Genomic DNA, 23,691 nt, shown 5'->3' with positions numbered 1-23,691 from the left:
AAGATATTATTAAGTAGAGAAAAATATTATAAATAAAAAATAGTACTTTTAAATCATTTCTATTTATTATTTCTATTTTTATTGTCGTTATATAAGTCTACCAACTAGATAACCAGTATCCGATATTGCTAAAGCCATAATCAGAGGAGCAAGCGTTCGAAAAGGTCCGCTGTCCATGAAAAAAAGACTATCAAAAGACAATAAGTGATTAAAAAATCGACTATGTGTTCTTTAAGTGTCATAAAATTTATTATTCCCCATACTCAGTAATTTGTCTTCTCGAAACATTGCTTGTCATCAGTTATCAAATTAAGAATTTTTTCTTTTTATACATTCGAAAGAGTTCAGTACCAATGGAAAGCAAATTTACACCAATAACAAATGGAATTGTAATAATAAAGTCACTATGCCAAAAGTCTTTAATTGCAGCTTCACTATGAACACCAAAAATTCTAGTGCCAAAATTGTAATAAGCAGAATAAAGTTTAATTAATATTAACCCTACAAGATTAATTATTAATAATACAAATAACCACTTGAAAAATTTTTAATTAAGTTCATCCCAACCACATCTTCAATTAAAACAGTGCAACGTAAATCCAAATAATATTAAATAGATCAGAAGTAAAAGTCAACAGCAAATTTTATTTTTTATTATTTGTAATTAACTGTTTTATTTTTATATAATCGTCAATAACTAGAAGAGCTTTAAGCCTTCCATTGCAGGCAAGTCTATCCTCAACACTGCAGTTGGTTAGTGCAGTTTTCCGTATCATCTAGGAGTAGCCAAGACCTGCATTTCGGGGAGATGGTTACACTGATGATAAAAAACGACCATATCAGATTGTCTGTCTACATAATTTCATTTGGAAATTATTTTCGGTGATTCAGTTTATATTTGTCATGAAAAAGACGAGTATGTGAATCAATTCTAATTCCAAGGACAACTAAAGATCTAGTGCTTTTCTTATAAATCAAAACTACATCATTTTTATCGTTTGTTTTAAAATCTTTAGGTGTATTTCTTCGATAAAATTCTGAAGTACCTTCATAATAAACATAAAGATTATGATGTCTAAACTCATCTGGTAATTATAAACCATCTCTTAATATAGAAACCGCATCTTTAGCTCCATTTAAAATGGTGAGATCTAATTTGCTTAAATAATTTAAATCTTGAACAAAATCTAGTTGAGGGATAAAATCTACTCTCTTTTTGCTACTGTTACTCATTTTTTTATTTAAATTGCTCCCAGAACTTATTATAGTCTTCATTTGTAGAAATCCTTTGACATTGTTCAAGAATAATGTCCATTTCCGTTAAATGCTCGCCGGCTATAGAATGCTTCAAGGTTCCAGGTTCTGATTGAGCATACTTTTCTAACCAATCAATGCGATCTTGTGAAATTAAGGCTACACTTTTTTGTTTAGGACGAGGAATATAGATTGTCTCTTGTTCGTCTGTAATTATATATATACTGATAATTATTTTAATCGTTGATCTCAATCTAAACTCTTACTACTAGTTTTTTATAATTGTAATTCAGAAATAATTACATTGAGCATAGTTAGTTGTTGTTTTTTAATTATCAAACTTTATCTCCAAGTTGATCAAGTTACATGAAGACAATTATTAATTTTAATTGGACTTAATTATTCTTTCTTTTTTAGAACTAACATACCTTTTAATAACTTTAATTACCTTTATCAATTTTTCAGCCATAGAGTCACAAGCGATTACGGATTAAAGGAAAATCCAAAAGGTAAAAGTATAATGAAAGGAACACCATCTTGTTTTAAAATGGTGTTCCTTTCATAATACATAAGACAAATGGATGGAAAAGTATAATTACTGATGAATTTAAGCTGATAAGCATCTAAGATCGAAATCAGAATGAAAAAATTAGTACGATTGTTAAGATGATAATGACTTGTTAATAAATGAATTTCCACGTTTTTCAAAGCAATGGACACCGCTTGACATTGATTAGTGGAATATTATTGATTCGCAAGTAATTAACAAGCAGGTCAAAATAATTAAAATACCAGTGTTTAAGGTAAAAGAGATAATGTATTTATACAAAAAATAGACTCATGTGAGTCTATTTTTTTTGCATAGTTTGATCATAAGAGTCATCTACAATGGGACCTTTATTCGAGTTATTAGATAAGGGTTTTAGTAATTTGGCTTTATTAATAAAGGGAATATTTATATGATTTTTAGCAGATGTAGCAATAATTGAAATCACTTCGTTAGCTACAATTTTTAGTTGAGGACTTAGTGACATATATGCTTGACTAAGATTAATTGCACTTCTTAACTTACTATCACGTAATTGAGAAAAATCAACGACATTTTGACTTTCCAAAGCAGAAAAGATTGCCATCCATAAGCTTTCCCTATCATTAATAGGAATTTTAGTATTAACGGATATAAATGAATGACGTAGAATACGACTAGCATTAGTTAGTCCATTGCTTGCTAAAACAAAGCCATTACGGGCGACTTCCCATTGAATGATATTATGTTGTTTTAACATATTGGCATTGCTTTTAACAACTAATACATGTTCGGGATGGTCTAACATTAGACCAAAAATAGAGCCTTCAGGAATATATGTTATGAATTTTGGCAATACTTCTTTGTATTTAGATGGAGAATAATAATTATGCATTAAGCCAGGTCCATCAAAACTATATACTTTGATAATTCTATCTTGTATGAATTGAGGTGCGAAAATAGCTGCGTATTGTGAAAACATACCACCTTTTGAGTGACCAACGATATATATATTATCATTGTTAAATTGAGTAGCGATTCTTTGTAGATAATGTTTAGCAACAGTTAAACCACTAGTTTTAGGGTGAAAAGATAAATCAATATCTTCTTTAATACCAATCATTGATCCATCAGTTCCTCTAAAAGCAACTAAAATTGTGTTTTTATTTAAGCGAAAAGTAGCAGCAGAAAATTGAACTGGTGGGTTTGTTTTAATCATATTGGTCCAATCCAAAATTTCTAAATCTCCATATCTTTTACAAAAAGGAATAAGCTGTAATTGTTCTTTTTCATAGCCATTAACCTTTTTTAGCATATCTTGATTGTTAATATATTCAGAAGCTAAGTCGGATAATAGTATCTTTTTATTAATTGTTGGAAATGGTAAATACACAAAAGTAGCAAAGAAAGCAGCATCAATACTGTTAAATTTGTTTATAGAAAAAGGTAAATCTCCACGCCAACGCATATAATTTAAAATATTAGCCATATATATTTACCCGCGAGCACAACTAACACGATGAATATAATTATTTTTTTCTAGAGTGATGATGATATCATTTTCGTCTTTGCGGCTTTTTATGATGCCGTCTACATTAATAAGCAGGCGATCTTTAGATGCATTGATTAGTTTTAATGAGACTTGTTCAACGTCATTGTTAGCCAAAATTTGTTTTAATTCATTTAATATGTTAGGTACATTATCTACCTCTATCTGAACATTAAATCTGACATGTACTATTAAAAAGTTGATAAAAGTATCATCGTGAAAGACTATTTGCACTATAAATAAGAAACATGTACTAATAATTCCAATGGTATACATTCCTGCACCAACAGCTGTACCAATGGCAGCTGTTGCCCATACACCAGCTGCTGTAGTCAGACCTGAAACTTGTGCCTTTCTAACTAAAATTGTTCCAGCACCAATAAAGGAAATACCAGTAACAATTTGTGCGGCAATACGTGAGGGATCTAATCCTATACCTGTATCCTTCAAAATATCGAAGAAACCATATTTAGATACGATCATGAAAAGTGCAGAAGCTACAGCAACGACAATATGAGTTCTAATACCTGCACTTTTTCTCAACGTAGCACGTTCGTAACCGATGGCTGCACCACAAAGAGCAGCAATTAATATTCTAAAAAAACAATCCAGAAAAAATGGAAAATTTTGCATATCTAAAAACAGTCCTTTTTATAAAATGTATGCCTATATTTTATCTTATTTTCAAAATAAAAGAACAATAAAGTTATAAAAATAAAAAAAGTACTTGAAAAATGAATCTATTTATGGTTAAATAAATAATTGTGTTAGGAATGATACGCTGACTTAGCTCAGTTGGCAGAGCACGTCACTAGTAATGATGAGGTCGAAGGTTCGAATCCTTTAGTCAGCATTATAAAGATTCACTTTTATTGATTAACCTTGATTTATCAACGTTTTTACGAAGATAAGTTAAGGTTAATTTTTTTGTGTGAAGAAAAATGATGCACACTAAGTGCACGCAGTTAAATTATTAAAGTGCAATTTTTGCACACAGTTTTTAGCGTGGAATAATGATTAAAGCAAGTGTTCAGGCATGATATACTTGCTTTTTTTAGTAGTTAACATTAAGATAAACTAAAAAGATTTGGAAAGATAAAAATATGACTATTGGTGAAGCATTAAAAGAAGAGCAGGACAAGTTAGGTCTTACTGAAGAAAAAATGGTACAAGGAATTATGTCAAAGAGTGCTTATTCTAGAGTTATACATAATGAAAGAAATATAAGCAGTAAAGCATTAGTAAAAATATTATTTAAAAATGGTATAGATATAATTACTTTCTTTTCTAAGATAGAGGACACTTATTTATCTGAATCAAGTAAATTAGAAAAGAAACTGTCATGTGCAATTGGTGAAGCGGTTAATAACCATGAAGTAGATAAAGTAAAATTGTATTACCGCATAATAGTGAACTCCGATGTTAGTAGTTACCTTTTTTTCCAAGAGAAAATAATTGGAAAGAAAGCTATCAACATGAGTTAGAAGATTAAAAAAGGAAAAAATATGTTCTCCAAAAAATACTCTAATATATATAAACTTTTAATAGGGCGAATAGCTACCAATATTGCAGATAGTTTATTTTATATGGCTATTTTGTGGTATTTCAAAGAGAATAGAAATTCGCAATTGATGGTTTCAATTATTTTTACTATATCTTCTGGAATAGATATGATGTCTTTCAGTTTGGGACCATTGATAGATAAGATTTCAATTAAAGGATTACTTAAATATTCAACCTTTATTCAAATAGTTATAAGTATTATAGTGGTAACAATTTTGGGTATAGGACAAAAAAGTTATATTATAGATATAATATTATTACTCTTGTTTACTATATCCTCTATACTATCTGCTATTATCTATCCTTCTGAATATAAATTACTGCCATTATTTGTAACAAAAAAAGATTTACTACGTTTTAATGGTTTGTTTCAGGTAACGTATAAAATATTAGATTTGATACTAGATGGTATTACAACATTTATTATCACTTTTTCTTCTGTTAGTTTTACAATAATATTTTCAGCAGTAATTTTTGGAATTGCATTATTGTTTTATCATAGCATTCAAATCAATATCTTGGCTAAAAATATTTTGGAGGATGATTCCTATTTTACAAGCTCTTATTTTAACGATCTATTATTAGGATGGAAGACATTAAGAAAAGAAAAATCTATTTTAGAATTGATTTTACCATTATGTGTAGTTAATCTTTTTTACGGCATATTTGCAGTTGGATTACCTTTTTTTGCGCAAACGTATATCCAAACTTCGGCGTTAGGATACGGAAAATTATTAATTGCTTCATCATTTGGAAGCATAATAGGGGCTTTTTTAGTTCAAAAATTTGATCTAGGTAAAAAAAATATGGGACAGTTTATAGCAATTTGTTTTTTAGGAGCAGGTATATTTAGATTATTTGTACCATTATCAGTAAGTGTAGGAATTGGGTTAGTATTGATAAATTCAGTTATATCACCATTATGGATCACTATGATGAATACAAATTTTGAAGCGTTAGTTCAAACAAGTTTTTCATCTGCTATTTTAGGTAGAGTTGAAACTATAAACGATAGTCTTTTGTCAATAATGATTCCTATAGGAACTTTACTTGGAGGATGGATTGTTAAATCTTATGGTTCACTTATTACTCAATATATATATGGAATAGCATTGATATGTAGTTCTATTTATTACTTTATAGTGGAAAAATTAAAAAATACAAATTGAAAGCCTTTAAATCAATTAAGAGATGTTGATCAACACTTCTTTAACGATTTTGGACATTGGTATCTTAAGAACCATCTTAAAGCAAGCGTTAAAAAGAGTACTGTAATAGATGTAACTTTGGCACACCTTAGAACATTCTTTACTTTTCTTTTGGATAAGGCAGTTTTAAGCGTTAATCCAATTCCTAGAAGTTATCTAAAATTATTCTTTAAGCAGTCTGATTTTAGTACTGGTAGGAAGTGGCACTTATTTTCTAAAGATGAAATTAGTGCGTTGAGGGAAGAATTACTTAAAGAGTATAAAGGAGCTACTATTGCTAATTCTGTATCTAGGTTAGCTTTAATTGTAGATACTTATCTGGGATTACGACCAGAAGAGTTACAAGTGTTAAAGTTTGAGCAATTAGTAAAGTATTAAGGCTCTTATACTTTTAAAATCGATGATAGCTGGTCGGAAAAAGAAAAAAAGCCTAATGGTTCTTTGAAAGACAGACCCAAAGGTGCTTATAGATATTGTTTGCCAATTAAGAATATTGAAGTAATTGATTTGATTAAAGATTTTCAGATTAAACAAAAAAAGTACCTCGATGAATATGGTTAAAAAAATACATCGGGATACATTTTTCTGAACTTACACAATTATAAATCAATTAGTTCAAATAACCGATTACCAGTGACACAAAAAAGCTTAAATGAAAAACTAAAAGCTGTTTGTAAGAATGCAGGGATTGAAAAACAGAAAGATTCAATTTTAGCTTTGTATTCTTTGAGAGTTTCTTTAAGCAGTTTACTAGGTAATGATAATCGCATATCTAATATGTATGCTTGCCAAAGAATGGGAAATACTATTCAAGTTTTTCTTTCAAAATATGTAAAATAAAATCGTGAATCTTATAAAGAAAATTCTCAACTTTGTAATCGTTAGTTAAAAGTGCACTTTATTTGCACTTTGCAAGTATTGTGCCTATTAAAAATATTGATATATCAAGGGTGTTGGCTAAAACCTCTGTGCTTCTAGTCAGCATTAGTTAAATAACTTACACGTTTTAGGTCTATCATTTGAGTTCGAGAGAGCTTGATATGATAGACTTTTTTTGTGTTTAATTTTGCTTAATGATAAATAAAGTTTCACAAAAAAACTCAAAAAAAGTATACTTAAATATATAGAAGCAACAATGGAGGTAACAATGATGCAACAATTTGGGGTAATTGGACTATCTGTGATGGGCAAGAACCTAGCATTAAACATTAGAAATCATGGGTTTTCAGTAGCAGGTTTTAGTATTGACAAACCTGAAGTAGATGCACTAGCAAAATATGAAGATGATAAATTAAAACCAACTTATTCTTGGGAAGAATTTATTAATTCATTAGAGAAACCTAGAAAAATGTTGATAATGATAAGAGCAGGAAAACCGGTTGATATGACTTTAGAAAAATTGACCGAGCTTTTAGAGCCTGGTGATATTGTTATTGATGGTGGTAATTCAAACTTTAATGATACAAATCGTAGGTTTAAGAAATTAGAAGAAAAAGGTATTCATTTTATAGGAATGGGTGTATCTGGTGGTGAAGAAGGTGCTTTAAATGGTCCAGCTTTGATGCCGGGTGGAGACAAAGAAGCTTATGATAAAGTATCACCAATTTTAGAATCAATTGCAGCTAAAACTGAAGAAGGTGTTCCTTGTGTAGCATATATTGGTCCTGAAGCTAGTGGACATTATGTCAAAATGGTTCATAATGGCATGGAATATGGTATCATGCAAATCATTTGTGAAGTATATGATGTATTACGTACTGTAGGTAATTGTACTAACGAACAAATGAGTGAATTTTTTGAAAAATGGGATGAAGGTCAATTACATAGTTATTTAACGGAAATAACTTCTAAAGTCTTAAAGCAGCGAGATGATCTGGCTGATGGTTATATTGTTGATAAAATTCTCAATGTAGCTTCTTATAAAGGAACAGGAAATTGGATGCTGGAAGATGCTATTAAATTAGGTTGTCCTATAACAGTGATAGCTGAAGCAGTATTAGCACGTTTTGCATCTAAAGCTACGTTGCGAGATGGTTGCATGCCAGAATTTAAAGGAAAAGTGGATCTTAATCAATTAATTACAAAATTAGCTAATGCATATTATTTAGCTTCTGCAGTTTCATATGCCCAAGGATTTCAACAATTAAGTATGGCTGCTAAAGAATATGGTTGGAATCTACATTATCCAGCAATTGCTCAAACTTGGGAAGCAGGGTGTATTATACGTTCTTCTATGTTAAAAGACATTGAAAATGCATTTAATCAAGATGCCGATTTGCCAAATTTATTTAAAGACAAATATTTTAATGATATTGCTAATAAATATACAACTGATTTGGAAGAAATAGTTAAATTGGCAGTTGAAGCAGGAATACCTATTCCAACTTTGGGTGCTGCATATAGTTACTTAAAGACAATTTTTAATCCTAAATTACCGCAAAACTTACTCCAAGGGCAACGTGATTATTTTGGTGCACATACGTATTATCGTAATGATCGAGATGGAGTATATCATATGGAATGGTATACTGAAAAGTAGCATTAAGTTTCACGTGTAACAAAAAAGCACCTTATGTGCTTTTTTTGTTGTTTATGGGGGGCAAAAATAATGATTTTTAAAAAAGTTAAAATAAGTGCATATAAAGTCCTTATGCAAGCTTTATTAGTGGGTTTGTTGGTTGGAATAGTTGTAGGCATATTTAGATTTGGCATAGAAAAGATGTCGGCTCTGTGGCTAAAATTATTTGAATTAACGCATGATAATCCTTATTGGTTTGTAGTTGTAATAGTTGGACTGATATTGACCGGTGTGATAGCAGGATATTTTGTACATCAACAAGCACATGTCGGTGGCTCAGGTATACCTGAGGTCAAATTGCAATTACAAGGTAAATTAGATATACCTTGGTGGCCTATCTTATGGCGTAAATTGCTAGGCGGAATAATGGTTATTAGTACAGGTATTTTTTTGGGACCAGAGGGACCATCATTACAATTAGGTTCTACTATTGGCCAAGGTGTCGGTGAGAAATTTAAGCAAAGCAAAACCAATTCTAGAATCTTACTTGCTACAGGAGCCGCTAGTGGATTGGCAGCAGCTTTTGGAGCACCATTGAGTGGGGTTATGTTTGTTTTAGAAGAGGTCTTTCATAATTTCTCTTCTCGTGTATGGATGAATGCTTTAGCAGGTGCGATAGCTGCTGATTTTGTTGTGTCCAATGTTTTTGGACAAAAGGCAGTATTAGCGATACCGTATAAACATACATTTCCAGTCAACCTATATTGGCAACTAGTAATTTTAGGTGTAATTTTAGGATTGCTAGGTCAGTTATACAAACACAGTTTATTTTCTTTTAAAAAAATTTATACGCATATAACTTGGATTCCTAGGTGGTTACATGGATTAATACCGTTACTTATGGTTATTCCTATAGCTTATTACTTGCCAGCAATAACAGGACCTGGTCATCGTTTGATTTTTTCTTTATCAGGTTTTATTACCAAATCAGGATGGAATATTGTTTTACTTTTAATTTCATTTTATATTTTACGGATAGTTTTTTCTATTTTTTCATATGATTCTGGTTTGCCTAGTGGAATCTTCTTGCCAATTCTTGCTATGGGAGCAGTTATAGGTGCATCTTATGGTATGTTGATGGTTAATTTGCATTTAATGCCTGCACATTTGGTGGTTAATTTAATAATTTTTTCAATGGCGGGGTATTTTGCTGTAATCATTAGAGCACCATTTACCGCTATTATATTGATTACTGAAATGGTTGGATCGTTGTTGCATTTAATGCCCTTAGCTGTAGTAGCTTTTGTTGGATTGATTATTGATAATTTGATGGATGGAAAACCTATCTATGGTATGTTAGCTGCTCATATGCAACTTGATGATATGACACAAGATGAATCAGGACATGAGGATCAAATAACAGTTCCTGTTTATGAAGGCAGTAGTATGATCGATAAGTCTATATCGCAAATCAGTTGGCCGAAAAACACTTTAGTTAAGTTAATAAAACGTGGTAGTAGAGATATAATACCAAATGGTAAAACGAAAATTGTTGCTGGCGATGCTTTGATATTGGTTATAGATGAGGGGCAAAGAGCAACTGTTTATGATGAAATGACAAAATTACAAGGATTTAAATAGTAATTTTTATAATATATAATTTTGTGATAAAACAAAAAAACATATTTTTTAATATAAACACCGAAATGTTGACAAGAAATTCGAGGTTTTTATTATGGAAAATATGTTTTTTTATTTGTAAACTATTATCGCAGATAGCTAGTTATATATGTTATAAAGGCTATTTACTAAGTGCTGCAGTTTCGATAGCTAATATACCACAAATAAGAGCTCCTAATACTAAGGCTATAAAACAAATAAACATAGCGGTACTTGTTCCATAATTTTGATTTATGATAGGTAATAAAAAAGTTCCTAAAAATGCACCAATTCTACTAATTGCTATACATGTACCAACGCCAGTAGCTCTGATTTTAACATCAAATAATTCGGTTGTATAAGTATAATCAAAAACTAGGCCTGAAGATAAAGACATAGCAAAAATTAAGAACAGAACTACTTTAATCCATGCATTAGCATGTAATGATAGAGCTAATAATCCAATACTGATAGCAGATATCAAAAAAGTTGATGTTAAAAATATTTTTCTACCGATATGATTAAAGATAACTACGCCAATACTTACACCTACAAAAATACCTATATTATAAATGATACCTGGTAAATAATTATTTTGTAGGTTCATGCTTTTAAGAATTAAGGGTAAAAATATACTTATGCCGAAGTAGGCAAAAGATTGGCAAGCATAAAACCCTCCCCCTACGATAGTTCTTCTAAGGTAGTGCTTATTAAATAATTCAGTCCATGACAAGCTTTTAACAGGTTTGTATCTTTCTAGATGTTTTGGCAGTCCCCACTTTTTACCTAATTGGTATTGAATAATTTTATTAGCATCAACAAAATTTCCTCTACTTGCTAGCCAACTAGGAGACCCTGGCAGATTAAATGATGTACGATATAGTGCAGCAATTAAACTGAAAAAAACTACAGATGCTAAAATAATTCTCCAAGTTAAGGGACCAAAACCATGGATTATTAATCCTATTGGATAAGAAATGACAAAACCAAGGGTCCAATATAAAAGAATACTGCTTTGTTTTTTAGCACCTTCTTGTATGGGCATCCATTCAATTAATAATGCATTACCGACTGTATAATCAATAGCAATCATTAATCCGATACCAATTCGAATTATAAAAGTAAATAGCAAATTACTGGTGAACAATTGAATAATCGACAAAAAGGATAGTACATACATATTAATCATTAACATGTGGTGCCTACCAATTTTATCTGCTAAACGTCCCATAAATATACTGCCACCTAGACCAATAAGAGTACCTGATCCGATCAAGCCATTCCATATGCTAGTAATATTTAGATATTTGTTGGCAGCTTCTATAGCAAGTCCACTAATTCCTAAACTATATCCACATGCAATTTGTCCTAAACAAATGGCAATATAAACTCTAAGGTGAACTTTGGAAAATGGAGCGTATTGATAATTTTTTTTATTATAATTTTCCTGCATATTTTTTTCTATATTATAAATTAGTGATTATGAAAAATGCGACGAAAATGATTAACAAAATGTACATCATCTTCGGTATTTCTTTATATCTTTTAGCTGCAATCATTGTAATAGGGTAGGCAATCATACCTAATGCTAATCCATCAGAAATTGAATATGTGAGTGGCATACCTATTACGATTAAGAATGCTGGAAAAGCAATTTCAAATTCGTGCCAATGTATGTTTTTTAAATTGGCAGCCATCAGTACACCGACAATAATTAATGCGGGGGATGTAACTGTAGAGGGGATAACTGTTAATAAAGAACTAAATACCAGTGAAATAATAAATAGAAATCCAACCAATATTGAAGTTAATCCTGTACGTCCTCCCATGGCAATGCCAGCTGATGATTCTACGGATGTTCCTAATGGAGCGGTTCCTAAGATAGCACCTTCAACCATAGCCAATGAATCGGATAAGAATGCTTTTCCAATTCTAGGAATTTTACCTTGTTTATCTACCATACCAGCTTGTTGCGTCATTCCAATTAGGGTGCCAGCAGTGTCGAAAAAAGTAACTAGTAAAAAAGTGATAACTACCATAAATAATTGAGTAGTATTAATATTTTTTAATTCTAATATTGCTTTACCGAAAGTTGGAGCAATGCTGGGAGCAGAGGAAACAATACTATTTGGTAATGGTATTTGTCTGATGATGATACCAAAAAGTGCAGTTAATAGCATACCGATAAAAATGGAACCAGGAATTCTAGATGCTACTAAGATTACTGTCAAGATAATACCAAACATTGATACCCATGTGTCTGGATTATTGAAGGATCCTAATTTTACTAAGGTTGAGTTACTATTAACTATTAGTTTTGAACTTTGTAAGCCGATAAAGGCGATGAACAGACCAATACCTGATGAAATGGCATATTTAAGATCTTGAGGAATAGCATCTACTACCATTTCTCGCAATTTTAATATTGTAATTAGAATAAACAAAATAGAAGCCAATAAAACAGCAGCTAAGGCTGTTGCCCATGGAATTTTCATTCCAATACAAACGTTATATGCAAAAAAAGCACCCGATCCTAAAGTTGGGGCTAATGCTATTGGATAATTAGCAATAATTCCCATCAGAAAGCATCCTATAGCAGTAGCAATTGCAGTAACTGTGAAAGCAGCTCCTTTGTCTATGCCAGCATCGTGTAAGATATTAGGATTGGCAAATAAAATATACGATAAACTAACAAAAGTAGTTAAAGCTGCAATAAATTCTTGTTTGATTGATGTCTTAGATTTTTTTAAGTGAAAAAAGTTATCTAATATCTGCATAAATCCTCCCTGTATTAGTTTTACGAACTAAAATAACTAATGTTAATAGTTTATCATATAAGTATAAATTTTTGTAATTAGCTATTTTACACGGACACTAGATATTGTGTTTTGATTTTTTTGCAAAAAAATCAAAATAATTGCTAAAAGACTGATATATCGCACTTGAAGATTAATTTATTAAAAAATGCATAGTTGTTAAAACTTTGATATAACGGCATTTGTTAAATTACATCCGTATTGTGTTTCGTTGACAAGGAGTAGATAAATTGTTAACTTATAGTTGCTGTTTAAAAAAGCCAAACACAATATGTTGTGTTTTACTAAGAGAAGGGATATTTTATGAAGAAAAGTTTTAAGAGTGTATTAAAAGCTGGGTTAATATTAACTACAGTCGGGTTGTTATTGTCTGCTTGTGCGGGCAAAAAGCAAGGAGGTGCAAGTAGCGATAGTAAAACTACAAAACATAATATTGCATTAATAACAGATGTTGCAGGTGTAGATGACCATTCATTTAATCAATCTGCTTGGACTGGTTTTAAGCAATATGGTAAAGAACATAACCTTGGTCGTGGGAATAATGGTTATCAATATTTCCAATCTAATGGGGCATCTGATTTTGTACCTAATATTGAACAAGCGGTTAATGCTAATTTTGAAACTATTTTTGGTGTTGGATATTCTTTAAAAGATGCTATTGCTCAATCTGCTAAGAAATATCCGAAAAAGAATTTTGTCATTATTGATGATTGGATTAAAAATCAAAAAAATGTTGTAAGTGCTAATTTTAAAAGCCAAGATGCGTCTTATTTAGCTGGTGTGATTGCGGCTTATACTACTAAAACTAATGTAGTAGGGTTTATCGGCGGTATACATGGACATATTGTAGATTTATTTGATGCAGGATTTACTAAAGGCGTACAAGACACCGCTAAAAAATTACACAAGAATATAAAAATCTTAAATCAATATGCAGGAAGTTTCGTTTCTAGTGATAAAGGACGTGCTATAGCTCAGACTATGTATGCTAAAAAGGCTGATATTATTTTCCATGCTGCAGGAAAAACTGGTGATGGAATATTTCAAGCTGCGAAATCTATCAATCAAACTAAGCCTGCCAATAAAAAAGTTTGGGTTATAGGTGTTGATTCTGATCAAAGCTCCCTAGGAGAATATGTTGCTAAGGGCGGACAAAAATCCAACTTTACTTTAACTTCTGTAATAACAGGTGTTAATGTGGCTGTTAAAGATATTGCTGATCGAGCATATAGAAAACAATTTCCAGGTGGAAAATCCTTAAACTACGGGTTAAGCAATGATGGTGTAGCTATTGTTCATAATACTGATATACCAAATAAGGTATGGATTGCATCACAAAAAGCACGCACGAATATTTTAAAAGGACGTATTAAAGTACCTATTCATCCTAAAAATAAGTAGTTCTATCGTTTACTAATGTTCGTATTTTGCTACTACTAGCAATAAAAAAAGTATTTTTTGTAATAAAAATTGACAAATAACCGAATAAATGTTATTTTTTTATTAAACATTAAGAGGTTTTGGAGGTTAGTAGGGATGCATCTTAATTTAAAGAAATCTATTACATTAGGTTTAGTTGTAACAGCAATGGGTATACTTTCTGCTGGTTGTTCACACAATACACAGAATGGAGCAGGTAATAGCGACAAGAAACATAGTATTGCTTTAATTACAGACTTTAATGGTGTAGACGATCATTCATATAATGAAATAGCTTGGAAGGGCTTTACAGATTATGGTAAAGAACATCATTTAAAGCGTGGTGCTGGTGGCTATCAATATTTTGAGTCAAATGGAGCATCTGATTTTGTGCCAAATTTGAATCAAGCTGCGTCTGCTGGTTATCAAACTATTTATGGTGTAGGATTTACTTTAACAGATTCGATTAAGGCTGCCTCAAAAAAGAATCCTAAGAGGAATTTTGTTATCGTTGATTCTGTGATTACTGGTCGTAAGAATGTAGTATCTACTATTTTTAAGAGTAATGATGCTTCATATTTAGCAGGATTAGCAGCAGCTGGTACTACTAAGACAGGTAAGGTTGGATTTGTTGGTGGTGTCCGTTCATCAGTAATCGATTTATTTGAGGCTGGCTTTAGAAAAGGTGTTGCAGATGGTGCTAAAGCTTTAAAGAAAAAAGTTACTGTGAATGTACAATATGTTGGCGATTTTACATCGACAGATAAAGCCAAATCAATTGCTAAATCAATGTATGCTGATAATGCTGATATTGTTTATCAAGCAGCTGGTCAAGCAGGAAATGGTGTATTCCAAGAAGCTAAGGATTATAACAAGACTAGATTAGCTAAGCAAAAAGTTTGGGTAATTGGTGTTGATGTTGACCAAGAAAAATTAGGAAATTATGTTTCTAAAGATGGTAAAAAAGAAAACTTTACTCTAACTTCTGTATTAAAGGGATTAGATGTTGTATGTAAAGATATTGCTGATAAGGCATATCATAATAAATTCCCAGGTGGAAAAACTTTAGTTTACGGATTGGATAGTAATGGTGTATCTTTAACTAGAGGACACATTGATGCTAAGACTTGGTCAAGTATTAAGAAAGCTCGTCAAGCTATCATTGATGGAAAAATTAAGGTTCCTGTTAAACCTGCCAAGAAATAATTGTTAGTTAAGTTATTTAAGTCCTTCGTTTGTATAGCGAAGGGCTTTTTTGAAAGAAAGAAAAGTTATGGACAATACAGTTGATAATGTAATCGAAATGCGACATATTGTAAAACAATTTGGTAATTTTCGAGCTAATGATGATATTAATTTAACTTTGAAAAAGGGCGAAATTCTAGCTTTGCTTGGTGAAAATGGAGCTGGAAAATCAACTTTAATGAATATTTTATCAGGATTATTGCAACCTACTTCTGGTGATATTTATGTTAATGGAAAAAAAGTTATTATTAAGGATCCTAATACAGCTAAACGTTTGAAAATAGGAATGGTGCACCAACATTTTATGCTGGCTGAAAGTTTTTCTGTTTTAGAAAATATCATTTTAGGTAATGAAATCACCAAGGGCTGTTTTATTGATTTTAAGAAAGAAAAAGAAAAGATAATAGAATTATCAAAGCAGTATGGATTAGCAGTCAATTTAAGTGCTAAAATATCCCAAACTACCGTTTCACAGCAACAACGTATTGAGATTTTGAAAGTTTTGTACCGTGGTGCAGATATTTTGATTTTTGATGAACCAACAGCCGTATTAACTCCGCAAGAAATTACGGAATTTATTAAAGTTATTAAAGGATTGGTACATGAGGGCAAATCTATCATTTTTATTACTCATAAACTTAAGGAAATCAAAGAAGCTTGTGATAGAGTGACAGTCATTAGACGTGGTAAAAGTATTGGAACCATTGACACCTCTGCTACTACTGATCAAGAGTTAGCAGATATGATGGTGGGTAGAAAAGTTAATTTGAATGTTACTAAGCCTAGTTCAAATATCGGTGATACCATTTTAGATGTAGAGAATTTGGTGGTTAAAGATAGTCGTGGTGTACAAATAGTTAAAAAATTAAGTTTGCAAGTGCATCGTGGCGAGATTTTAGGGTTAGCTGGAATTGATGGTAATGGTCAAGATGAATTAGTAGAAGCTTTAACTGGATTGCGTCATGTTGAAAGTGGATGTATTCGCATTAAAGGTCATGATTCTACCAATCAACCAGTTAGAAAAATTACTCAATGTGGGGTTGCACACGTACCTGCTGATAGGCAAAAATATGGTTTGATATTATCTATGTCTTTAGCTGATAATTTAGCATTGCAAACATATTATGAAAAACCTTTATCAAAACATGGTTTTTTACAAAAAAACGAAATGATCAAGAAAGCAGAACGTCTTGTAAATGGATTTGATATTAGGGCTGCTAATTTAATGATACCAGCAGGTGATTTATCAGGTGGTAACCAACAAAAGGCAATTATTGCACGTGAGTTGGATCGAAATGCGGATTTAATTATCGTCTTTCAACCTACACGTGGCTTGGATGTAGGTGCGATTGAGTACATTCATGAGCAATTATTAAAACAAAGAGAAGCAGGGAAAGCTGTTTTATTAGTTTCATATGAGTTAGATGAAATCTTAAAGTTATCTGATCGTATTGCAGTAATTCATAATGGTCAAATATCAGGTACTGTATTACCTGCTGATACTAATGAAAGAGAATTAGGATTATTGATGACAGGGGCAGTGAGGTAGTAAACGCAATGATAGGCAAAAAGAAAGTTAACAAAGCATTAATATCCTTAATAGCTATTTTGATGGGCTTTATTGTAGGTGCTTTAATTATGCTGGTATGGAGTTATAACCCTATAACAGCTTATACATACATGTTTCAGGGGGCTTTAGGGACGCCACTAGAGTTAGGTGAAACTTTAAGAGAAATGACGCCATTAGTATTTACGGCTATTGGCTTTGCAGTGGCAGATAAAGCAGGCTTTTTTAATATTGGACTACCTGGTCAAGCACAGGCAGGATGGGTGACATCAGTTTGGATAGTCTTAGCTAACCAGCATTTACCCAAGATTATATTAATACCTCTAGCACTTATATCTGGTGCCATAGCAGGTGCAGTTGTTGCAGGAATAGCTGGTATATTGCGAGCATATTTTGGAACTAATGAAGTTATTACAACAATTATGCTTAATTATATTGTTTTATATGTTTGTCAATATCTGACGCAACAAATAATGCCAGAAAAATTACGAATCAATATTGATACAACAAAAACTATTTCAGATAATGGCAGTTTACGCTGGGAATGGCTCACTAATATGTTTGGTGGTTCACGTATCAGTTCAGGAATTTTCTTAGCCCTCATCGGTTTAGTAGCTTTTTATATAATTATGAATAAAACTACCATCGGTTTTGAGATTAAGGCTGTAGGTTTAAATCCTAATGCAAGTACTTATGCAGGTATTTCTGCTAAGAAAAATATTATAGTTTCTATGTTGTTATCCGGAGCTTACGCTGGATTGGGTGGTGTTATTCTGGGCTTGGGAACTTACCAGAATTATTTTACACAAACAGGAAATGTTGATATTGGTTTTGATGGTTTGTCTGTTGCTTTACTAGGTGGTAATACAGCTGTAGGTATATTTTTAGCCGCTCTATTATTTTCTATTTTAAAAATAGGTGGGCTAGGTATGCAAACTGGAGCTGGAATACCATATGAAATAGTATCTATTGTGATTGCGGCCATAATATTTTTTGTGGCAATACATTATATTATTGAATATCTTTTGAATTATAAAAAAGTTATGAAACATTCTTGTACTAGTGATAAGACACAAGGTTTGGAAGTTGGAGGATCGAAATAATGGATATTGTTTCAATGTTATCATTGATTGTATCTTCAACATTGGTGTTTTCTGCACCTTTAATGTATAGTGCCATAGGTGGAACGTTTAGTGAACACGGTGGCATAGTAAATATTGGACTTGAAGGAATAATGACTATGGGAGCTTTTTCCAGCATAGTATTTAATTTGAGTTTTTATAAACAATTTGGCATTTGGACACCATGGTTGGGTGCATTGATTGGTGGAATTGTTGGATTAATATTTAGCTTGTTACATGCATGTGCTACTATTAATTTTCATGCCGACCATATCATATCAGGGACTGTCTTAAATTTAATGGCGCCTGCGTTTAGTGTATTTTTAGTTAAAGCAATTTATTCTAAGGGACAAACTGAAAATATTACTGAGAACTTTGGATATTTCACTTTTCCTGTTTTAGGTCAAATTCCAATAGTTGGTAAGATCTTCTTTAGAAATACTTCTGCTGCTGCATGGCTAGCAATTGTAATAGCGGTTATTTCCTGGGAAATTATGTTTAAAACACGATTTGGGCTTAGACTTAGAGCGTGTGGAGAAAATCCACAGGCTGCGGATACTATGGGAATAAATGTTTATTTGTTGAGATATGATGGTGTTCTCTTATCTGGCTTTTTAGCTGGATTTGGTGGAGCTGTATTTGCACAATCTATATCTGGTAATTTCTCAGTATCAACTATCGTGGGTCAAGGATTTATGGCCTTAGCAGCAATGATTTTTGGTAAATGGAATCCTTTAGGAGCAATGGGAGCTTCATTGTTTTTTGGTTTTGCTCAAAGTTTGAGCATTATAGGAAAGCAATTACCAATGATAGAACACTTGCCATCAGTTTATTTGCAATGTACACCATATTTGATGACAATCATTGTTTTGGTTCTTTTCTTTGGTAAATCAGTTGCCCCTAAAGCTGATGGAATTAATTATATTAAATCTAAATAAATAGTATTTAAAAAGGTTAGTCAGACGACTAGCCTTTTTTGGTTTTATTAACATTAGTAGCTAAATTGGCTATAAATTTAGCAAAAGCAGGTGAATCATTCATTGGTGGGACAACTGTTAAATTTTCACCACCATATTTTATAAATAAATTTTTGTTATCTATAGCATCTTCTGCAATAGTTTCAGAACAATCGGTAACAAAGGAAGGAGTTACGATTAATACTTTTTTCATACCGTCTTTAGCCGCTTGGATTAATGTTTTGTTTAAGTAAGGCTTTAACCAAGGCATTAATCCACATTTTGATTGAAATACCATGGCTATTTTTTCGGATGGTATATTTAGCATTTGGCACATAGCCTGTGTTTGTGCAGTACAGTCTTTTAGATAAATATCTCCTTTTTTAATAGCACTTTGAGGGATACCATGATATGAAATATAGAGATGATCATATTTATCAAGATTCCAATAATGTTGAATATCTTTAACCAGTATTTGTAGATATTCATTATTTGTACAAAAGTGTTTTATGATGGTTAAAGGAAGGTCTAAGTTGCTACATGTTTGTTTAGCTGTAGCAATTATTGTTTTCACGGTACAATTTGCATATTGTGGATATAGAGGCAATAAAACTAAATGGTCACATCCATTATTTTTCATTTCTTGAATTGTAGTATTAATACTTGGATCTCCATATGTCATAGCCATTTTTACTTGCCAATCTGGTAAAAGAGCCTGAACTTGTTGAGTAATTTTTTCTGTATAAAATCGTAAGGGGGAACCATTTTGCGACCAAATTTTTTGATAAGAAATAATACTCTTTTTGATATGTATGGGTAAGATTACATGTTTTAATAGGGGTTTCCACATCCATTGTGGCATAGTAACAACATTTGGATCTCCCATAAAATCTAAAATGAATTTTTCGATATCGTTTTTGGTTGGTGATGTTGGTGTACCAAGATTAACTAGTAATAACCCTTGCATGCTTATACTCCGTTCGTAAATGTATAATAATATTTTATATTTAAGAATCAAAATTATCAATGTAGATAATTCTTAATAAGAATATTAAATTTAGATATTCGATTTTATTACTAAAATTGTTGTACATAAAAAGAGTGTTTTTATTATTAAAAAACACTCTTTTATGAAATAACTATTTAGAATCTCCCATTAATGCGGATATTTGCTTAACGCCGAATAGTAATAAAATACCGAACACGATACTTACTATTCCGACAGCAATGAAATAGTTAACCTCAGTTTTAGGGGTGTAGAATCGAATTATTTGTGCATTTATTGCCTGTGCAACAGCATCACTTAAGTACCATAAACTCATCATTTGAGTTTTAAAAACTTTTGGTGATAATTGTGTAGTGACAGACAAACCAATCGGCGATATTAACATTTCACCTATTTCTACAATAAACCAAGATAATACTAACCATAGTGGACTTACTCGGCCACTAGTACCAAATAATGCTCCCGGGATAGCCATTACTAAATATGACAATCCAGCAAAACCCAAACCCACTGCAAATTTTGTTGGTGCAGTAGGTTGCTTTTTCCAGCTGTTCCATAATGCAACAAATATCGGTGTTAAGATCATTATAAATAGTGGGTTCAATAGTTGGAAGTTCGCTGCTTGGAAGTACCAACTACCTAAGTGTAGAACAGTTCTATTTTCAGCAAACAATGCTAAAACTACGGCTCCTGATTCTTCAATGCCCCAAAAAATGATTGCTGCTAAAAATAAAGGAATGTACGCAATAACTTTTCTGCGTTCAGAGTGCGATACCTTATTAGATTTGAATATTATTGCAAAATAAATGATCGGCAATACAACAGCGATAATAGTAATTAAATTAATTATATTATTTATATTAAGTGCGTGTAAAAGTGCCATAGCACCTAGTACTATTAGTAGTGATATGATCCCATATGAGAATTTGATTAAAACTTGCTTCTTTTCTTGTTTAGTCATAGGATCTTCAGGTTTAAATGATTTAGCAGGTAAATATTTATTGCTTGCAAAATAATATTGTATTAAACCTAATAACATACCTATAGCGGCTAATACAAATCCAGCATGGAAGTTGGTTACATTTCCAAATACATGAAAGCCAAAACCAGAACTAGCCCAAGGTACTACGATCGGGGCGATCATTGCACCAAAGTTAATACCAAAAACATATAAGCTGAAACCTGCATCTCTACGTTGATCATTCTTATCGTATAAATTACCAACTGTGGCAGAAGCACTTGGGTTTAAAAAACCAGAACCTAAGACGATAAATGCAATTGATAGATAAAGTGCTGCTACACCTAATGGAGTTGACAAGCAAATATGCCCCATCATAATCAAAATTCCACCTATAAAAGTAGTTTTATAGGTTCCCCATATACGATCTGATATCCAACCACCTAATAAAGTAGAAATAAATACCAAAGATCCATAGATTGACATAATGGCGGCAGCATTATATTGGCTCATACCTAAGCCACCTTTATTTACTGCATAGTATATATAGTAAATAAGGATTGCACGCATACCATAATAACTAAATCTTTCCCACATTACAGTGTAGAATATGGTAGATAATCCTTTTGGTTGTCCAAAAAATGCAGTATCGCTGTTTTTTTGACTCATTTTTATCCTCCTAATTAATAAAACACATACTCGAAATTATATTATTTTTTAAAAAAAATATCAAATTTAAAAAATATTTATATTATAAAAAATGTTTTTTATTGAATATAGTTGACAAATTTAGCAAAAGGTATACAATGGACTATACCAATTTAGAAAGAAGGGGATTGAAATTATGATAGTTACAATTGTTAAAGATAAATATGAAGGTGGCAAAAAAGCCTTTGAACTGATAAAAAAAGGTGTAGCGGATGGTGCTAAAGTTTTAGGTTTAGCTACTGGCTCAACTCCGATAACACTATATGATCAGATGGTAGAGAGCGATGTGGATTTTACTAATATAACTAGTATAAATTTAGACGAATATTATGGGTTAGATCCCCAAAATAGTCAAAGTTATCATTATTTTATGAAGAAACATCTTTTTGAAAAGAAACCATTTTACAAAACTTATATACCTAATGGTAAAGCTAAAGATATCAATCAAGAAATTGCTGATTATGATAAAATAATTTCTGACAATCCAATTGATATTCAAATTTTAGGAATTGGTGGCAATGGTCATATTGCTTTTAATGAACCAGGCACTCCTTTTGATAGTACGACACATGAAGTTACATTAGCTTCTAGCACTATTAAAGCTAATTCCAGATTTTTTGATAATCAAGATGATGTACCTAAAAGAGCAATTTGCATGGGCATAAAATCGATTATGTCTGCCAAACAAATCATTTTAATGGCTTATGGAGCTGCCAAACAGGATGCAGTTAAGGCAATGGTTGAAGGACCTGTAACAGAAACTGTTCCTGCTTCAGTGTTACAAAAACATCCGAATGTGGTTGTTATTGTTGACTGTGATGCAGCAGCTAAATTATCATAGTTTAAAAAAATAACTTATGTATTATGCATAAGTTATTTTTAAATTGAAAATATACTTGTTAGGTACAATATGTTGTTATAAACTTTTATAGGTAAACCAATATATTGTAGAAGGAAAGTGATGACAGTTATTGTATTAAGTGGGCCCATTGGGGCCGGTAAATCCAGCTTAACCAAGATTTTAGCAGATGAACTACATGGCCAGGCATTTTATGAAAATGTTGATGGCAATCCGATTTTACCGTTATTTTATAAAGACATGTCTAAATATACATTTTTGTTAAACGTATATTTAATGAATCATAGATTAGAGCAAATTAATTGTGCAAACAAAATGAAAAATAGTGTCATTGATCATTCAATTTATGAAGATTCGGTTTTCTTTAAAATGAATGTTGATAATGGTATTGCGGATAGTACGGAGTTTAAAATATATCGTGATTTAGTCAATAATATGATGGAGGATGTTCCAGGTAGTGTGCATAAAAAACCAGATCTTTTGATTTATATTCATGCTTCGCTTGATACTATGCTTAAGCATATTAAACAACGAGGAAGGATATTTGAGCAACTATCGACAGATCCAAAATTAGAAGAGTACTATGCGTGTTTAAATAGTCACTATGATCCATGGTTTGAACAATATGACGCGTCAGACAAGTTAATGATAGATGGCGATAAATATGATTTTGTTAATGATGTATCTGCTCGGAAAATTGTAGTTAACCAAGTGATGGAAAAATTACGTAATTTGGGTAAATTATAAAGAAGGAAAGTG

At 31.6% G+C, this 23,691-nt stretch carries 19 protein-coding genes and 1 tRNA gene; 13 read left to right on the top strand and 7 right to left on the bottom strand.

Annotation, left to right across the window (positions count from 1 at the left end; genetic code table 11):
* Positions 1–1,237 precede the first annotated feature (1,237 nt).
* From HMPREF0520_RS02205 to HMPREF0520_RS02195, 3 genes are all read right to left on the bottom strand, one after another.
* Positions 1,238–1,507, bottom strand: a complete 270-nt coding sequence (locus HMPREF0520_RS02205) for a hypothetical protein (protein ID WP_006729273.1) — start codon at positions 1,505–1,507, stop codon at positions 1,238–1,240.
* Between the two features lie 595 nt (positions 1,508–2,102).
* Positions 2,103–3,269 carry an Mbeg1-like protein gene (locus HMPREF0520_RS02200; RefSeq protein WP_006729272.1) on the bottom strand — a complete coding sequence of 389 codons (1,167 nt, stop codon included), beginning with the start codon at positions 3,267–3,269 and terminating at the stop codon, positions 2,103–2,105.
* 6 nt (positions 3,270–3,275) lie between these two features.
* Positions 3,276–3,962, bottom strand: coding sequence for an MgtC/SapB family protein (locus tag HMPREF0520_RS02195; RefSeq protein ID WP_006729271.1), 687 nt, complete (start codon positions 3,960–3,962; stop codon positions 3,276–3,278).
* Between the two features lie 147 nt (positions 3,963–4,109).
* Between HMPREF0520_RS02195 and HMPREF0520_RS02190 the strand changes: the two genes are divergently transcribed.
* The 6 genes from HMPREF0520_RS02190 (at position 4,110) to HMPREF0520_RS02165 (ending at position 10,259) form a co-directional block, all read left to right on the top strand.
* Positions 4,110–4,182: transfer RNA gene (locus HMPREF0520_RS02190), tRNA-Thr, on the top strand.
* Positions 4,183–4,432: 250 nt separating this feature from the next.
* Complete coding sequence (locus HMPREF0520_RS02185) at positions 4,433–4,813, top strand: transcriptional regulator (RefSeq protein WP_006729270.1); 381 nt, start codon at positions 4,433–4,435, stop codon at positions 4,811–4,813.
* 21 nt (positions 4,814–4,834) lie between these two features.
* On the top strand, positions 4,835–6,061 hold the full coding sequence (locus tag HMPREF0520_RS02180) for an MFS transporter (protein ID WP_006729269.1): 1,227 nt from the start codon (positions 4,835–4,837) through the stop codon (positions 6,059–6,061).
* A gap of 117 nt (positions 6,062–6,178) precedes the next feature.
* The gene (locus HMPREF0520_RS02175; protein ID WP_006729268.1) at positions 6,179–6,478 is read left to right on the top strand and encodes a hypothetical protein; all 300 of its coding nucleotides are present in this window, start codon (positions 6,179–6,181) and stop codon (positions 6,476–6,478) included.
* A 772-nt stretch (positions 6,479–7,250) separates the two neighbouring features.
* A complete protein-coding gene (gndA, locus tag HMPREF0520_RS02170) occupies positions 7,251–8,639 on the top strand; it encodes an NADP-dependent phosphogluconate dehydrogenase (RefSeq protein ID WP_010222086.1) in 1,389 nt (462 codons plus the stop codon).
* Positions 8,640–8,708: 69 nt separating this feature from the next.
* Entirely contained in the window at positions 8,709–10,259 is a 1,551-nt protein-coding gene (locus HMPREF0520_RS02165; protein WP_006729264.1) for a ClC family H(+)/Cl(-) exchange transporter, read from the top strand.
* Positions 10,260–10,419: 160 nt separating this feature from the next.
* On the opposite strand, the gene HMPREF0520_RS02160 is transcribed toward HMPREF0520_RS02165, so the two are convergent.
* Together HMPREF0520_RS02160 and HMPREF0520_RS02155 are read right to left on the bottom strand one after the other, a co-directional pair.
* Entirely contained in the window at positions 10,420–11,730 is a 1,311-nt protein-coding gene (locus tag HMPREF0520_RS02160; protein WP_006729263.1) for an MFS transporter, read from the bottom strand.
* 13 nt (positions 11,731–11,743) lie between these two features.
* On the bottom strand, positions 11,744–13,054 hold the full coding sequence (locus HMPREF0520_RS02155) for an NCS2 family permease (protein WP_006729262.1): 1,311 nt from the start codon (positions 13,052–13,054) through the stop codon (positions 11,744–11,746).
* A 342-nt stretch (positions 13,055–13,396) separates the two neighbouring features.
* On the opposite strand from HMPREF0520_RS02155, the gene HMPREF0520_RS02150 reads away from it, so the two are divergent.
* The 5 genes from HMPREF0520_RS02150 (at position 13,397) to HMPREF0520_RS02130 (ending at position 19,383) form a co-directional block, all read left to right on the top strand.
* The gene (locus tag HMPREF0520_RS02150; protein ID WP_006729261.1) at positions 13,397–14,494 is read left to right on the top strand and encodes a BMP family lipoprotein; all 1,098 of its coding nucleotides are present in this window, start codon (positions 13,397–13,399) and stop codon (positions 14,492–14,494) included.
* 135 nt (positions 14,495–14,629) lie between these two features.
* Positions 14,630–15,718 (top strand): BMP family lipoprotein, encoded by a 1,089-nt coding sequence (locus HMPREF0520_RS02145; RefSeq protein ID WP_006729260.1) that lies wholly within the window; start codon positions 14,630–14,632, stop codon positions 15,716–15,718.
* Positions 15,719–15,785: 67 nt separating this feature from the next.
* Entirely contained in the window at positions 15,786–17,306 is a 1,521-nt protein-coding gene (locus HMPREF0520_RS02140) for an ABC transporter ATP-binding protein (protein WP_006729259.1), read from the top strand.
* Between the two features lie 8 nt (positions 17,307–17,314).
* Positions 17,315–18,427: an ABC transporter permease gene (locus HMPREF0520_RS02135; RefSeq protein ID WP_006729258.1), complete on the top strand. Its 1,113-nt coding sequence runs from the start codon at positions 17,315–17,317 to the stop codon at positions 18,425–18,427.
* A complete protein-coding gene (locus tag HMPREF0520_RS02130; protein WP_006729257.1) occupies positions 18,427–19,383 on the top strand; it encodes an ABC transporter permease in 957 nt (318 codons plus the stop codon). The genes HMPREF0520_RS02135 and HMPREF0520_RS02130 overlap by 1 nt, the downstream gene beginning before the upstream one ends.
* 28 nt (positions 19,384–19,411) lie before the next feature.
* Here the strand turns inward: HMPREF0520_RS02130 and hemH are convergent, their stop codons facing one another.
* Together hemH and HMPREF0520_RS02120 are read right to left on the bottom strand one after the other, a co-directional pair.
* Entirely contained in the window at positions 19,412–20,368 is a 957-nt protein-coding gene (gene hemH / locus HMPREF0520_RS02125; RefSeq protein WP_006729256.1) for a ferrochelatase, read from the bottom strand.
* A 172-nt stretch (positions 20,369–20,540) separates the two neighbouring features.
* Positions 20,541–22,034: a peptide MFS transporter gene (locus HMPREF0520_RS02120; protein WP_006729255.1), complete on the bottom strand. Its 1,494-nt coding sequence runs from the start codon at positions 22,032–22,034 to the stop codon at positions 20,541–20,543.
* A 175-nt stretch (positions 22,035–22,209) separates the two neighbouring features.
* Between HMPREF0520_RS02120 and HMPREF0520_RS02115 the strand changes: the two genes are divergently transcribed.
* Entirely contained in the window at positions 22,210–22,914 is a 705-nt protein-coding gene (locus HMPREF0520_RS02115) for a glucosamine-6-phosphate deaminase (protein WP_006729254.1), read from the top strand.
* Positions 22,915–23,031: 117 nt separating this feature from the next.
* Positions 23,032–23,679 carry a deoxynucleoside kinase gene (locus HMPREF0520_RS02110; protein WP_033193060.1) on the top strand — a complete coding sequence of 216 codons (648 nt, stop codon included), beginning with the start codon at positions 23,032–23,034 and terminating at the stop codon, positions 23,677–23,679.
* Positions 23,680–23,691: the final 12 nt, after the last annotated feature.

This window comes from Lactobacillus iners DSM 13335 (genome assembly GCF_000160875.1).
GTDB classification, from domain to species: domain Bacteria; phylum Bacillota; class Bacilli; order Lactobacillales; family Lactobacillaceae; genus Lactobacillus; species Lactobacillus iners.
This window is presented reverse-complemented; position numbering and strand designations above follow the sequence as displayed.